We start from the raw sequence: 13,970 nt of genomic DNA, 5'->3' as shown, positions 1-13,970 counted from the left end.
ACCGAGCATTCTCAAAGCTCGGTGGCCACCCCTGGTTCGAGCCAGCGCACCCGGTCGCCGAGCGCCTGGCGCAGGTGCTCGGGGCGTTCGCTGAAGTGGCTCCAGCCCTCGTAGTGCACGGGTACCGCAACCCGAGGCTTCGCCAGCCGGATGAGTTCAGCCCCCTCCGCGCCCGACATCGAGTAACGCAGCGGGCCGGTGAGGCCGAACTTGACGCTGCCGAGGTGCAGGACAAGCACGTCCACGGTGAGGCGAGCCGCGGCCTCTCGGAGCGCGCCGTACAGGACGGTGTCGCCGGTCATCCAGAACTGACCGCCGTCCCACTCCACCGAGAACCCGACGACATCGCCGACGATCGGCCGGGAGAGCGGCGGGCCGTGGCGACAGGGCGTGGCCGTGATCTTCAGCGGGGCCTTGCCGGGCGCCCCGACCACCGTGACCTCCCACGGCATGAGCCCTCGAATCGCCTCACCGCGATCTTGCCCGGCGGCCGCGGGAGTCAAACGACGAGATCCGCTGATCGTGGTCACCACCACGGCCGCCGACCCCAAGAGGGCTCGCCCCGCGTCATCCAGATTGTCGGCGTGGTGGTCGTGGCTGAGCAGCACCAGATCGACCGGGCCGACCGCGTCGGCCGGAAGGGCCGGACCGGCGACCTTCCGGGACGCCGTCCCCCACCCGAAGGCGTAACGGCGTCCCGGCGGGTCGAACGTCGGATCCGTGAGGATCCGCCAGCCGCCCACCTCGATCAGCGTGGTCGGGCCACCGAGGTGGGTGATCTTCATCGGCAGTGCTTCGACGCCCAGTCGACCGCGCAATCGGCCACCGCTTCCCAACCCGGCTCCGCACACGTCCAGTGCGACCGCCCCGGGAACTCGTGGTACTCGGTCAGCGCCGAGGACTTGTCGTAGTGCTTCGCGTTCGACTTGTTCACCGACGGCGGCATGATGTGGTCCGACCCACCGCCGATGAACAGCAGCGGCGCCCGGTCGTCCTTGCCGTAGTCGACCCACGTCTCCTGGTGGCCCGGCTTGAGATTCGCCAGCAGCCCGTACGCCCAGATCCAGTTGCCCGGCGCCGGGATCGCGTACCGCTCCCACGCCTTGTCCGACTCCTCACGCGGCAGCGTGTTCGCGAACGCGTAGTGGAACTGCTCCGGCGTGAAACCGACCGCGCGGTGGTAGGTGGCCGGGTTGCTCAGCGTCGGGAACAGCGACTTCACCTGCGAGAGCGGCGTGACGTGCACACCCTCGGTCGGCGCGGAGTCGATCACGACCGCGGCGCTGCCGAGCCCACGGGCGAGGAGCAGCTGGGTCAGCGTCCCACCGAACGAGTGTCCGATCAGGATCGGCGACTCGTCCTGCGTTTCGATGACACCAGCGAGGTGGTCGACGGTCGCGGGCACGGTGAGGTCGGCGATGACGTCCGAGTTCTCCCGCAGCGCCTCGACCTCCACCTCGAAGCCGGGGTACGCCGGGGTGATCACCCGGTGGCCCTTGGCCTCGAGGTACGGCACCCAGTGTTCCCAGCTGCGCGGGGTCATCCAGAGGCCATGAATCAGGACAATGGTGCTCATGCGTCGTACTCCTTGCGCAGAAATGCCGTGACCAGCAGAAAGTGACATGACCAGGGATCGGCGACGTTGGTGGAGGCGCACGGAAATGTGCTCTCACCGCACGGCTGAGAGCGCTCTCCATTCTCGCGCGGACATCCCGTACGCGGCGCGGAAACGCGCAGCGAAGTGCGACCGGTTCACGAACCCCCACCGGTGCGCGACGGCCGCGATCGCCCGGTGCCGCGCCGCCGGATCGGCCAGCTCGTTCCGGACGTGCTCCAGCCGACGCGCGATGATCCACTGCTCCAGCCGGATGCCCGCCGCCGCGCCAGCTTGTACAGGTACCGCTCGGACACGTGGTGCGCGGCCGCGATCGCCGCCGGCGTGAGATCCGGATCCGCCAGGTTGATCTCGACGAAAAGCTTTACCTGCTCCAGAAAGACGACGTCCAGCGCGGGCCGCGCGTGGCGGCGATCGTGCGCTGCCGACGCCACCAGCGCACGGACGAGCTCGACGTAGCGATGCCGAGCTGGTTCGTCGCGGGGTCCGTGGCCAGCGCCGCCTGGTTGCGGAACAGCTCGTGCAGGTGCCGGGTCATGACCCGGTAGATCGGGCTGCTCGCGAGGGAGCCCCGCGCCCGCCGCCGTCGCTGTTACCGAAGAGCCAGCTCCAACGCCGACCGACCAGCCGGAACGACGCTCCGGCGGACCACCTACGAGTTATCGGCCCAACGACGAGTTCCCGGGCCAACGACCGGCGCCGGTAGGGCCGGGAACTCGTCGTAGGCCCAAGAACTCGTTGCTGGGCAACGGCGCAGGTCAATCCTTCGCTTCGCGGACGTCGGTTCCGTGCTCGGCGAACTCCGTGAAGTCGTTCATGTGCTGCCGCGACTGCTTGCGAAAGGCGCCCGGCATCACGAGGCCCACGAACCGCATCAGGAAACCGCCGAACCGGTACTCGTTCTCGCTCTCCCAGAGCGTCGCCCCCGGACCGGCTTCCGTCAGCCGCTCACGCGCCGCACTCCACATCCCCTCGGCGACGATTTTACGCTCGAAATGCACGACGGTCCCGGACGGAATGCTCGAAAGGTCCGCCGGCTCCCGGCGCGTGATCGTCTCGACAGCCTCGAACTCCCGCTGCCCCATCCGCAGCACGACGCGCGACTCGGTACCGACCTGCCCGTGCCTCCCGTTCAACGGCTCGTGCACCACCAGACCACGCAACCACATCGGCAGCTGAACCGGGTCAGCGAGCAGCTGCGCCACCCTTTCCAGCGGCACGGCGATCTCGATCGAAACGGTGTACGTCACCACTGATCCCGGGTTATCTCGTACCGCACGCCCCCGTGCTCGGACCCCTCGATGATCTGCATGTCCGACGGCGTACCGAGAGTCGCCACGAGCGTCATCCCGACCTTTTCCATCACCTTCCGGGAGCCCTCGTTCACGGCCATCGTGTCGGCCCACACCATCCGCACGCCGAGCTCAGTGAACGCCTTGTCGACCAACGCCTTCGAGCCCTCGGTCGCATATCCCTTGCCCCACTCCGCCCGACGCAGCCGGTAACCGAGCTCGACCTCGTCCAGTGGGCCTCCCTGTTCGGGACGCAGGAGGAACCAGCCGACAAAAGCGCCGAGCTCCTTGTCCTGTGCGGCGAACACTCCGAACTTGCCGCCCCACTTCTCGTAGCCGGCGAGGACACCCGGCAGCTGGCGCTCGCGGACGTCCTCCGGTGCGGTCGGCTCGCCGCCGGTGAGATACCGCATGACCGCCGGGTCGCTGTCCAGCTCGATCAGCAGGTCCGCGTCGTCGGCGGTGAGGCGTCGTAAGACCAGGCGCTCGGTGTCCAGATAGGCGTCCACCAGCGCATAGTGGTCGGCACCGAAGGAAATGTCCAACACTCCACGGCCCGCCTAGCGGCGCCGGTTGCGCGGATGGTTCTTGGCCGTCCGCCGCGCCTTGGAGGGTGGCCGTACCCTCGCGCGGAGTCTGGCGGTAGAGGGGTGCCCACGCGTGAGGAGTGTGCTGGCTGCGGGGTTCGCGGTACGCCGACGATGGGCGGGATCGTGTTCATCGCGGCGACGGTGATCGCGTACCTCGTCACCCATGTCGTTGTCGGTGAGCAACGGATCAGCCCGACCGCCGTCACGTTGCTCGGCCTGTTCGTCGGAATGGGTCTGGTCGGCTTCGTCGACGACTTCATCAAGATCCGGAAGAGGCGCAGCCTCGGACTGAACAAGCGGGGCAAACTGATCGGCCAGGCCGTGGTCGCGGTCGGGTTCGCGTTCCTCGCGCTGAATCTGCCCGACGAGAACGGCTACACGATCGCGTCGGAAAGGCTTTCTCTCACCCGCGACATCAGCTGGGCCCACCTGACGCAAGTCGGGGCGGCGCTGTTCTTCGCCCTGGTCGTCATCGCCACGGCGAATGGTGTCAACATCACCGACGGTCTGGACGGGTTGGCCACCGGCCCGTCGATCATGGTGCTGGCGGGTTACCTCCTGATCGGCTTGTGGCAGTCCCGGCACATCTGCGCGGACTTCACCGGCCAGCCCTGCTACACGGTTCGCGATCCACTCGAGACAGCACTGCTCGCGGCGGCGGCCGCTGGTGCACTGGCCGGATTCCTGTGGTGGAACGCGCCCCCGGCCCGGCTGTTCATGGGTGACACCGGCGCGCTCGGAATCGGTGGTCTGATCGCGGGTCTCGCGCTGACGACCAGAACGACGCTGCTTCTGCCGCTCCTCGGCGGGCTGTTCGTCATCGTGACGCTGTCGGTCGTCATCCAGATCGTGTCGTTCCGCAGCACCGGTCACCGGATTTTCCGGATGGCGCCGCTGCAGCACCACTTCGAGCTGGCCGGGTGGCCGGAGACGACGATCGTCGTCCGGTTCTGGGTCGTTGCCGGAGTGTTCGTCGCCGCGGGTCTGAGCGTCTTCTTCGCCGACTACCTGGAGATCTTCCCGCTGTGAGCCGGCGATCGCCCGCGGGCGGCAGGGACCCGGCGCGGCTCGGCGAGGCGGCGATGAGTTGTCGTTAGGCTGTCGCGGCGTGAAGCTGATCGAGGAAAGAATCGTCGTGCCCGGTCCGGGCTGCGAGATCAACGCGGCTGTTCTCCGGCCCACCGGTGAGGGTCCCTGGCCCGGGGTGATGCTGTACACGGACATCTTCCAGCTGACCGAGTCGACGTTGCGCACCGCGCGCCGGCTGGCCGCCGAGGGATTCCTGGTGTGCGTTCCCGAGATCTACCCGCACGGGCCTCTCGCCGGCGTCGCGCTGGAGTTCGACGACGCCGGTAAGGAGGCGGGTCTGGCCGGCGCCGCGGCCATGACGACCGCGGAGTTCGACGCGGACCGCGCCGCCGTGCTGGACCACCTCGCGGGCCGCCCGGACGTGTCCACGCTCGCGGTGACCGGCTTCTGCCTGGGTGGACACCTCGCGTTCCGGGCTGCCTTCGACGAGCGGGTCGCGGCAACCGTCTGCTTCTACCCGACCGGCCTGCACAACGGCGCTCTCGGCTCCGACACCGCGAACAGCCTCGCCCGGGCCGCCGACGTCCGGGGCCGCCTGATGATCGTCTTCGGTTCGCGGGACCCACACGTCCCGGCGGATGCCCGTCTGACGACGATCACGCAGCTGTACTCGGCGGGCCTGACCGACGTGGAACTGCACGTCTACGACGGCGGGGAACACGCGTTCATGCGCGACGTCGGCGCGCGCTACGACGCCGAGCTCACGGATCTGGCGCTGGCGTCGGCGGTGTCGTTCTTCCGGGGACGCTGAGCCCGGCCGGTCGGCCGCTGTTCATCGATACGGGACCATCGGGGCCTGGGGCGGCAGGTAGGGCGGCGGGACGTAGGGCTGGGTGGGGGCGCCTGGCGTGTACGGGTCGTCGTCGGATTCGACCTCTTCGATGGTCACGCGGGTGTCCCGACGTGCCCACGGGCCCGGTTCGACGATCGTCAGGGAGTGGCGGCCGACCCGGTAGGTGTTCTCGACCGATCCGCGCTGGCCCGGGTCGAGGAGTAGTACCGGGCGGCCCTCGACGCAGGTGCCGGTCGCGCCGACGCACACCCGGAGGCGTTGGTCGGTGCCGTTCCAGACGCGGAAGGCGCCTGAGAACGTGTACGCGGCCCGGTGGAACCCCGACGCGGTCACGTCGATCATGTTGTAGCGCTTCCACAGCGGCACGGTGCAGATCGCGAGAGCCACCACCGTGGCCAGCGCTACCGGCATCAGGGAACGGTCGTCTTTGTACGGTCGCTGTTTCCGGGTCAGCCACCAGGTGGCCAGGACGAGGACGGCCACGGCACCTGCACCGGACACGCCGATGTCGCTCGTGGTCAGCGGTGATCCCTGGTCGGACTGGTCGCCGAGGGTGTCGGCCATCCCGCCGACGACGAGCGCCAGGATGGCCACCAGGGTTGCCGGAATCACGACGAGGACGAAGACCGCCCTTCGCCCCGCTCGCGATCCGGCCGTATCGCAAGTCTAAGTTGGCCGCTCCTCAGGTTCGCGGCTCTCCGGAAGCGTCAGCCTGCTGGCTGACGAAGGACCGTAGTCTGCGGGAATGGAAGCTCACCGCGGGACGCCTGCTGAGCAGCTGACCGAAGTCCGGGCCGGGATCGACCGGCTCGATCGGGAGATCGTCGGGCTGCTGGCGCGCCGGGAGGAGTTCGTCCGTCGCGCCGGCACGCTGAAAGCCGATACTGACGCCGTGCGCGCCCCGGATCGCGTCGAGCAGGTGATCCGCACGGTGCGAGCCCTCGCGACCGAGTCCACTGCCGACCCCGACGTCGTCGAGGCCACCTACCGCGCCATGATCGGCGCGTTCATCGACCTCGAACTCCGGGTTCACCACCGGGACCAGGCCGTAGCGCGAACGCCTCCTCGACCTGGTGCAGGTAAGTCTGCTAGCGAGTGAGCTTCGTGACCTCTGCGGGGGTGAGGGCGGCGTCGTAGATGGTCACGTCGCTGATGTTGCCGCGGAACCAGTCGGTGTTCTTGCCGTTGAACTTGGCGCGGCCGACCGCGAACTTGCCGGTGGACGCGAAGGGGGTCTGGTAGGTGGCGGTGCCCTGGGGTACGCCGTCGACGTAGAGGCGCAACTGCCCGGCGCGGGCGTCGTACACGCCGACCAGGCGCACCCACGTGCGCGTCGCTGCCGGCGCGTTCGACAGCGCACGAACCCCCGCGGCGTTTGCCGCATCCCCACCCACCCGCGAGAACGCCCACTTCTTCTCAGCCCACGAGTACTGCAGGAAGAACGCGCTGTTCACCGCACCGTCCTGACTCACCGCGGTCTGGTATCCCTCGGTACCCGCCAGGAACACCGACGCAGCGACCGTGAAGCTGCTGCCCGCACCGGTGCGCACCACCGCGCTCGACGTCGTCATCTGACTGTCTTTGCCGTTGAAGCCACCCGACCCACCGACCGCGGTAACGTTCGTCGGGGTGAGGTTCTGCCCGCCGACGCCGGCGTCACCCTTGCCGCCCTGCACGCCCCAGGCCGCGACGGGCTGCGGCCCCGCGGGAACCGGCGCGGGCGCCGGAGCACTGCTCACGGCCACCGTCGGTGACGGGCTCGCCGCCGGGCTGCTCGAAACGGCCGAGGGCGACGCGGTAGGAGCCGGCACGCTCGGGTTGCTCGCCTTGGCAGTGGGCTCGTCGTCACCGCTGAACACGCCGCTCACCAGCACGATCCCGGCCACGACAGCAACAACGAGCACCGCCGCCACCGCGACGAGCACCCCCATGCGCCGCCTCGACGCGGGCTCCTCCGGCGGCGGCCCACCCGCATCGAAACTCGGCACCGCCTCCGGCTCCGCCAACACGAACGGCACAGCCGCCGGCTGCCCCCAAGGATCCACAGTCACCTCGGACGGCGCCTCCGCACCCCGTGTCGCCGCGCCACCGGCTGATGCGCTGCCGGCCGCGGCACCACCGGGCGCGGCGGTCGGCGCGTGGAGCATCACGGTCTCTCGATCCAAAGAGACGGTCTCTTGGTGCCCTGACTCGGTCGCATCGCTCTCGGGCGTGTCCGTCGGCACGTCGGAACCTTCCTGAATCGATCGAATCCCCCCGCGCCGGACACTCTATCCACAGTGGTACCTGCCGCCGCTATCGGACTTCCGTCACTGTGACCAGCGTCCAACACTTCGGACCGTGCCGGCGTTCCGCCCAATCATACGGTGCCGTACAGTGCAAAATATACGGCACCGTATGGAGGCGATCATGCCCGTCACCACGCCAGTCGACGTCCCGGCGGACGCGGTTCTGCTGCACGAACGGTTCGGCGAACCACGCCCCGGCGACCTGGTCGACGCGTACGCGGTTCGGCTCACCGACGCGCACCCCCGCGACCCGCACGCCTGGGCGAAAGCGGTGTTCTTCGACCCGCCGCCGTGGGTGCGCGTGGCCCTCGGCGTCCGGAACGCGCTCGTCGGCCTGATCGGCGTCGAACGCGGTGACCGCTCCTCGTTCGCGACGGAATCCGCGACCGATCGGGAAGTACTCCTCGGCACCGACGCCGGCCACCTGGACTTCCGCGCCTCGGTCCTGGTCGACACCGACCGCGTCGTGCTCAGCACCCACGCCCGCCCGGTCCGCACCCGCGGCACCATCTACCTACTACCGGTCCGCGCACTCCACCCGCTAGTGGTCCGAGCCATGCTGAGCCGAGCCGCCACCCGCCTCTGACCGCCCGCCTCCGAGCACCGGACCACGCGCCCCGGACAACTCGCCCACCACCTCGGGCGCGACATTCGCCCGTGCACGCTCGGGCGCGGTCAGCAGGGTGAATCCCAGCGCTGCCACCGCGACCAGCGCGGCCACCAGTGGGAGCCAGCCCACGCCGACCGACGCGACCACGCCGCCGCCCATCGCGGCGCCCACCCCGCTCGCCACGTAGATCATCGACCCGTTGAGGCCGAGCGCAACCGTCGCAGCCGGCCCACCCGCCACGATCACCCGCGTCTGCTGCGGAATCACCTGGAACGGCCCGACCAACCCCACCGCGGCCAACGCCGCAACAGCCGGCACCACCTCCGGCCGCACCGCCCAGAACACCACGAGCGCCACCGCCGTGACACCGAGCCCGGCGCTGATCGTCCGCAACGCACCCCACCGCTCGACCAGAACCCCCACCAACCGGTTCCCGGTGAAGAACGCAACCCCGAACACGACCAGCGCGACCAGCACCGACGTCGCCGCCCCACCCTCCGCGCCGAGCAGCGGAGCGATGTAACTGATCACCGCGAACTGCGGCACGAGCTGCGACGCGGTCGCGCACAGCAACGCGAGCATCGTCGGCGTCGCCATCAGCCGGAGCCGCTCCCCCAGCGACGCGGTGGGCAGCCTCACCGCCGGCAGCACCACGACCAGCACCGCAGCCACGGCCGCGAGACCAGCGATGATCCACATCGTCGCCCGCCACCCCACCTGCTGCCCGACCAGCACCCCGAACGGCACCCCGGCCACCGTGGCCAGGCTTCCCCCGGCCCCCACCACCGCCAGGGACCGAGCCCGCCGCTCCGGCGTCGACAACACCCCGGCGACCGCGAACGCATTCGCCTGGAACGCCGCCGCACCGAGCCCGGACAGCACCCGCCCGGCCAGCACGATCCCGTACGTGCCCCCGACCGCCTGCGCGACCATCCCCACCAGGAACACCGCCATGCCCGCCCCGAGCACGATCCGCCGGTCCAGCCGACCGGTGACCGTCGCGATGACCGGTGACCCAATCGCGTAGGTGACCGCGAACGCAGTCGTCAGCTGCCCCGCCTGCGCCACGCTCACGTCCAGATCCCGGGCGACGTCAGTCAGGAGCCCGGCGAGCACGAACCCGTCGACCCCGAGCACGAACGTGCCGACGGCCAACAGCCACAGGTGCGGTACCGAGCCGGACTTCGATGACGATCGAATCATGACCCCACGCTAGGGTAGACTTCGATTCGCGTCAAAGTATGGAGGTGGAATGGCGAAGAAGTTGCCGGAGCCGGACGTCGAGGACATCGATCTGACGACCGTCCTCAGTGCGCTGGCCGATCCCGCCCGCCGTACGATGCTGACCACGATGTACCGGGGCCCGGAGCCGTTCGACTGCAGCGCGAACACCTGGTGCGCCGACCTCGGCATCAATCCGCCGACGGTCTCCCACCACTTCCGGACGCTGCGCGAAGCGGGCCTCACCAGCACGACCGTCGACGGCCGCGCCCGGATCATGCGGGTCCGCCGCGACGACCTGGAGTCCCGCTTCCCCGGCCTCCTCGACGCCGTCCTCGGCCGCGACTGAGGAGGCGCTAGCGCTTCGGCCGGTCGTCGACGATGCGCCGCATCTTGCCCACCGACCGCTCGATACCGGCCGGCTCCACCACCTCGACCCGCACCGACACCCCGATCCGGTTCTTGATCAACCGCTCGAGCTCACCGCCGGCCCGCTCGGCGTCGACCGAAGAAACAGCATCCCGACGCTCGACGCGCACCGTCATGTCGTCGAGAGTGCCGGAACGGGAGAGGACGCACTGGAAGTGCGGGCTCAACGGCGCGGTACCGAGGATGAGCTCTTCGATCTGGGTGGGGAACAGGTTCACGCCGCGCAGGATGATCATGTCGTCGGTGCGGCCGGTGATCTTCTCGATCCGGCGCATCGAGCGGGCAGTGCCCGGCAGCAGGCGGGTCAGGTCGCGGGTGCGGTAGCGGATGACGGGCATGGCCTGCTTGGTCAGCGACGTGAAGACGAGTTCGCCCTCCTCGCCGTCGGGGAGCACCCGGCCGGTGATCGGGTCGATGATCTCCGGGTAGAAGTGGTCCTCCCAGACGTGCAGGCCGTCCTTGGTCTCGACGCACTCGCTGGCCACGCCGGGGCCGATGACCTCGGAAAGCCCGTAGATGTCGACCGCGTGCATGTCGAGGCGCTGCTCGATCTCGCGGCGCATGTCGTTGGTCCACGGTTCGGCGCCGAAAATGCCGACCTTCAACGACGTGCTCCGCGGATCGACGCCCTGGCGCTCCATCTCGTCGATCAGCGCGAGCATGTAGGAGGGCGTCACCGTGATGATGTCGGGCCGGAAGTCGCGGATGAGCTGCACCTGGCGTTCGGTCATGCCGCCGGAGACCGGCACGACGGTGCAGCCGAGCTTCTCCGCGCCGGCGTGGGCGCCGAGGCCGCCGGTGAACAGGCCGTACCCGTAGGCGTTGTGCAGGATCATGCCCTTGCGTCCGCCGCCGGCGCGGATGCTGCGCGCGACGACGTCGGCCCAGACGTCGAGGTCGGCCTGCGTGTAGCCGACGACGGTCGGGCGGCCGGTGGTGCCGGACGACGCGTGGATGCGGACGACGTCCTCGCGCGGCACCGCGAACATGCCGAACGGGTAGTTGCGCCGCAGGTCCTCCTTCGTCGTGAACGGCAGGAGGGCCAGGTCCTCGAGCGTCTTGACGTCGTCGGGGTGCACGCCGGCGTCGTCGAACGCGGATTTGTAGTGCGGGACGTTGTCGTAGGTGTGCCGGATCGTCTGGCGCAGACGCTGGGTCTGGAGCGTGCGGAGTTCGTCGCGGGAGGCGGTCTCGATCGCCTCCAGGTCGCCGGGTCTGGGACTGAGGTCGTGCACGGTGCCTCCCTAGGACCCGGAGAACGTGGGCTTCTGCTTGGCGAGGAACGCCGCGACGGCGCTCTGGTGGTCTGTGGTGAGGCCGAGGGCGGCCTGCTCACGTGCCTCGGCGCCCAGGACCTCGTCGAGGCGCGTCGCGAAGAGGCGTTTGGTGGCGGCGTACGCGGCCGTCGGACCCTGCGCGAGCGTGGCGACGAGCGCCCTGGCGGCTGCGGGCAACTCCTCGCGGGGGACGGTCGTGGCGCCCAGGAGTTCGGGTGTGAACGGCGTACCGAGCAGCACCAATTCGCGGGCCTTGGCGGCACCGACCGCCTGTGACAACGTTGCCGTCAGCCCCGAGTCGCAGGTCAGGCCGATGCCGGTGAACGCGGTGGCCAGCGTCGCGTCGGCGGCGAAGAGGCGCACGTCGCAGGCGAGCGCGAGCGCCAGACCCGCACCCACACAGGTTCCATTGACACCCGCGACCACGGGCTTGTTCATGCCTGCCAGCAGTTTCACGACAGGTGCGTAGTCACGTTCGACGGTGTCGAACGCCGTCCCCGCGTCCGTCTGCAGCGCCGTCGCGTGTTCTCCCAGATCCTGTCCGACGCAGAACGCGTCGCCGGCGCCGGTGAGGAGCACCGCGCGGACGGTGTCGTCGGTGGCGACGGATTCCAGGGCGGCGCGCAACGCGGTCTTGGTGCCGCCGTCCAGCGCGTTCTTCCGGGACGGCCGGTTCAGCGTGACGATCGCGGCCGCACCGTCGCGTTCGAGCAGGACCTCGCTCATTTCGCCACCAGCGTGAGGACGTCGTAGGTCGCGACCGGGGCGCCGTCCTGGTTGGTGACGACGGCGTCCCAGCGGACCTCGCCGTAGTCCGCGGTGTTACGCGGCGAGATCTGCTTGACCGTCAGCGTCACCGCAATCGTGTCGTCGGCTTTGACCGGGGTGAGGAAACGCAGGTCGTCGACGCCGTAGTTGGCCAGCACGGGCCCCGGCGACGGTTCGACGAACAACCCCGCGGCCAGCGACACCACGAGGTAGCCGTGCGCGACGATGCCGCCGAAGAGTGGATTCTTCGCCGCGGCGTCGGCGTCGGTATGCGCGTAGAACGTGTCACCGGTGAACTCGGCGAAGTGTTCGATGTCGTGGCGCGAGACGGTCCGCGGAGCGGAGCGGATCGTGTCGCCGATCCGCAGCGTTGCGAGGCTCTTGCGGAACGGGTGGACGTCTTCGGTGTGCTGGGTGGCGCCGGTGGTCCACTGGCCGGTGATCGCGGTGAGCAGGTCCGGGGACGCTTGCACGGCCGTGCGCTGCATGTGGTGCAGCACGGCGCGGACGCCGCCGAGTTCCTCGCCGCCGCCGGCGCGACCGGGACCGCCGTGCACGAGCATCGGCAGTGGGGAGCCGTGGCCGGTGGATTCCTTGGCGTCGTCGCGGTCGAGGACGAGGACTCGGCCGTGCCACGGGGCGAGGCCCAGGACTACCGCGCGTGCCACGGCGGGGTCGTGGGTGACCACTGACGCAGCGAGGCTGCCTTTGCCCCTGGCGGCGAGGGCGACGGCCTCGGCTGCTGTCTGGTAGGTCAGCACCGTGCTGACGGGGCCGAACGGTTCGACGTCGTGCGGCTCCTGCGCACCGTTGTGCGCCCGCAACACGAGCGGCGTGAGGAACGCGCCGCGCTCCGTGTCGCCCTCCACGGGGCCGCCGTCGGGGTCGCCGATCACGATGTCCGCGGAGGCGCGCAGGGCCTCGACCGCTTTACGGACCTCGTCGCGCTGACCCAGGCTGGCGAGCGCGCCCATCCGGACATCGGGGTCACGCGGGTCGCCGACGGTGACCTTCGCGAGACGCTGTCGGAGCGCCTCGATCACCGCGTCCTCGCGGTTCTGCGGCACCAGCACCCGGCGGATCGCCGTGCACTTCTGGCCGGCCTTCACCGTCATCTCGGTGACCACACCCTTGATGAACAGATCGAATTCGGGGTCGTCGGGCTGCACGTCGGGGCCGAGGATCGAGCAGTTCAGCGAGTCGGCCTCGACCCCGAGCACCACTCCCCCGTCGACCACGTTCGGGTGCCGCCGCAGGATCCCCGCCGTGTGGGCGGACCCGGTGAACGCGACCGAGTCCTGCACGGTCAACTCGTCGAGCAGGCTCCCCGCGCTACCGGCGATCAGCTGCAGCGCACCCTCGGGCAAGATTCCCGACTCGACGATGCGGCGGACGACCAGCTCGGTGAGGTACGCGGTCTGGCTCGCCGGCTTGACGATCGTCGGCAGCCCGGCGAGGAACGCGGGAGCGAGCTTCTCGAGCATGCCCCAGACCGGGAAGTTGAACGCGTTGATCTGCACCGCGACACCGGGCCGCGACGTGTAGAGGTGCCGGCCGACGAACGTGCCGGCCTTACCGATCTTTTCGACCCCGCCATCCAGCACGATCGTGTCGTTCGGCAGTTCGCGGGTGCCCTTGCTGGCGAAGCTGAACAGCGTGCCGATGCCGCCGTCGACGTCGACAGCGGTGTCGCGGGTGGTGGCGCCGGTGTGCAGCGAGAGCGCGTAGAACTCGTCCTTCTGCGCGGTCAGGTGCTTGGCGAGGTTCTTCAGTAACGCGGCGCGCTGGTGGAACGTCAGCGCGGTGATCGCGGGGCCGCCGGTCTCACGGGCGTGGCGCACCATCGCGCCGATGTCCAGGCCGCGGCTGGAGATGCGTGCGACTTCGTCGCCGGTGGCCGCGTCGAGCAGGGGCTCGCCCCCGTCGGCGGCGCGGAACCACGTCCCGGCTGCGTAGCTCTCCAGCAGCGTGCTCATTCTCGCTCCTCCGTCGTTGGCG

General features: G+C 69.7%; 16 protein-coding genes and 1 pseudogene. 5 read left to right on the top strand and 12 right to left on the bottom strand.

Annotated elements, in window-relative coordinates:
- Nucleotides 1-11: 11 nt before the first annotated feature.
- The 6 genes from ACGFY5_RS26480 to ACGFY5_RS26455 form a co-directional block, all read right to left on the bottom strand.
- The gene (locus ACGFY5_RS26480) at nt 12-785 is read right to left on the bottom strand and encodes an MBL fold metallo-hydrolase (RefSeq protein WP_392723847.1); all 774 of its coding nucleotides are present in this window, start codon (nt 783-785) and stop codon (nt 12-14) included.
- Nucleotides 782-1,576, bottom strand: coding sequence for an alpha/beta hydrolase (locus tag ACGFY5_RS26475; RefSeq protein ID WP_392723845.1), 795 nt, complete (start codon nt 1,574-1,576; stop codon nt 782-784). Before ACGFY5_RS26475 ends, ACGFY5_RS26480 begins: the two co-directional genes overlap by 4 nt.
- 93 nt (nt 1,577-1,669) lie before the next feature.
- A complete protein-coding gene (locus ACGFY5_RS26470) occupies nt 1,670-1,816 on the bottom strand; it encodes a helix-turn-helix transcriptional regulator (RefSeq protein ID WP_392723929.1) in 147 nt (48 codons plus the stop codon).
- Nucleotides 1,753-2,049, bottom strand: a complete 297-nt coding sequence (locus ACGFY5_RS26465) for a hypothetical protein (RefSeq protein ID WP_392723843.1) — start codon at nt 2,047-2,049, stop codon at nt 1,753-1,755. Before ACGFY5_RS26465 ends, ACGFY5_RS26470 begins: the two co-directional genes overlap by 64 nt.
- Nucleotides 2,050-2,373: 324 nt before the next feature.
- A complete protein-coding gene (locus ACGFY5_RS26460; RefSeq protein ID WP_392723841.1) occupies nt 2,374-2,865 on the bottom strand; it encodes an SRPBCC family protein in 492 nt (163 codons plus the stop codon).
- The gene (locus ACGFY5_RS26455; protein WP_392723928.1) at nt 2,862-3,416 is read right to left on the bottom strand and encodes a GNAT family N-acetyltransferase; all 555 of its coding nucleotides are present in this window, start codon (nt 3,414-3,416) and stop codon (nt 2,862-2,864) included. The genes ACGFY5_RS26460 and ACGFY5_RS26455 overlap by 4 nt, the downstream gene beginning before the upstream one ends.
- 171 nt (nt 3,417-3,587) lie before the next feature.
- Here ACGFY5_RS26455 and mraY point away from each other — a divergent pair.
- Together mraY and ACGFY5_RS26445 are read left to right on the top strand one after the other, a co-directional pair.
- Nucleotides 3,588-4,526, top strand: a pseudogene (gene mraY / locus ACGFY5_RS26450) (phospho-N-acetylmuramoyl-pentapeptide-transferase); the annotation flags it as partial.
- 79 nt (nt 4,527-4,605) lie between these two features.
- Complete coding sequence (locus ACGFY5_RS26445) at nt 4,606-5,337, top strand: dienelactone hydrolase family protein (protein WP_392723840.1); 732 nt, start codon at nt 4,606-4,608, stop codon at nt 5,335-5,337.
- A gap of 21 nt (nt 5,338-5,358) precedes the next feature.
- Here the strand turns inward: ACGFY5_RS26445 and ACGFY5_RS26440 are convergent, their stop codons facing one another.
- Nucleotides 5,359-5,991 carry a hypothetical protein gene (locus ACGFY5_RS26440; protein WP_392723839.1) on the bottom strand — a complete coding sequence of 211 codons (633 nt, stop codon included), beginning with the start codon at nt 5,989-5,991 and terminating at the stop codon, nt 5,359-5,361.
- A 133-nt stretch (nt 5,992-6,124) separates the two neighbouring features.
- On the opposite strand from ACGFY5_RS26440, the gene ACGFY5_RS26435 reads away from it, so the two are divergent.
- Nucleotides 6,125-6,478, top strand: a complete 354-nt coding sequence (locus tag ACGFY5_RS26435) for a chorismate mutase (RefSeq protein ID WP_392723838.1) — start codon at nt 6,125-6,127, stop codon at nt 6,476-6,478.
- Here ACGFY5_RS26435 and ACGFY5_RS26430 read toward each other — a convergent pair.
- A complete protein-coding gene (locus ACGFY5_RS26430) occupies nt 6,468-7,526 on the bottom strand; it encodes a LamG domain-containing protein (RefSeq protein ID WP_392723926.1) in 1,059 nt (352 codons plus the stop codon). The genes ACGFY5_RS26435 and ACGFY5_RS26430 overlap by 11 nt on opposite strands.
- A 262-nt stretch (nt 7,527-7,788) precedes the next feature.
- Here ACGFY5_RS26430 and ACGFY5_RS26425 point away from each other — a divergent pair, with 262 nt between their 5' ends.
- Nucleotides 7,789-8,253: a DUF2867 domain-containing protein gene (locus tag ACGFY5_RS26425; RefSeq protein ID WP_392723837.1), complete on the top strand. Its 465-nt coding sequence runs from the start codon at nt 7,789-7,791 to the stop codon at nt 8,251-8,253.
- On the opposite strand, the gene ACGFY5_RS26420 is transcribed toward ACGFY5_RS26425, so the two are convergent.
- Nucleotides 8,209-9,480 (bottom strand): MFS transporter, encoded by a 1,272-nt coding sequence (locus tag ACGFY5_RS26420; RefSeq protein WP_392723836.1) that lies wholly within the window; start codon nt 9,478-9,480, stop codon nt 8,209-8,211. The genes ACGFY5_RS26425 and ACGFY5_RS26420 overlap by 45 nt on opposite strands.
- Nucleotides 9,481-9,529: 49 nt before the next feature.
- Between ACGFY5_RS26420 and ACGFY5_RS26415 the strand changes: the two genes are divergently transcribed.
- Nucleotides 9,530-9,847: an ArsR/SmtB family transcription factor gene (locus ACGFY5_RS26415; RefSeq protein WP_392723834.1), complete on the top strand. Its 318-nt coding sequence runs from the start codon at nt 9,530-9,532 to the stop codon at nt 9,845-9,847.
- Nucleotides 9,848-9,854: 7 nt separating this feature from the next.
- On the opposite strand, the gene paaK is transcribed toward ACGFY5_RS26415, so the two are convergent.
- The 3 genes from paaK to paaZ are packed head-to-tail and all read right to left on the bottom strand — an operon-like array spanning nt 9,855 to nt 13,948.
- Nucleotides 9,855-11,162, bottom strand: coding sequence for a phenylacetate--CoA ligase PaaK (paaK, locus tag ACGFY5_RS26410; protein WP_392723832.1), 1,308 nt, complete (start codon nt 11,160-11,162; stop codon nt 9,855-9,857).
- A gap of 9 nt (nt 11,163-11,171) precedes the next feature.
- On the bottom strand, nt 11,172-11,930 hold the full coding sequence (locus ACGFY5_RS26405) for an enoyl-CoA hydratase/isomerase family protein (protein ID WP_392723830.1): 759 nt from the start codon (nt 11,928-11,930) through the stop codon (nt 11,172-11,174).
- Nucleotides 11,927-13,948 (bottom strand): phenylacetic acid degradation bifunctional protein PaaZ, encoded by a 2,022-nt coding sequence (paaZ, locus tag ACGFY5_RS26400; RefSeq protein ID WP_392723829.1) that lies wholly within the window; start codon nt 13,946-13,948, stop codon nt 11,927-11,929. The genes ACGFY5_RS26405 and paaZ overlap by 4 nt, the downstream gene beginning before the upstream one ends.
- Nucleotides 13,949-13,970 lie beyond the last annotated feature (22 nt).

The organism is Cryptosporangium sp. NPDC048952, from assembly GCF_043197895.1.
GTDB lineage: Bacteria > Actinomycetota > Actinomycetes > Mycobacteriales > Cryptosporangiaceae > Cryptosporangium.
The sequence above is the reverse complement of the archived record's forward strand: the minus strand, read 5'-3'. Positions and strand labels throughout refer to the sequence as shown.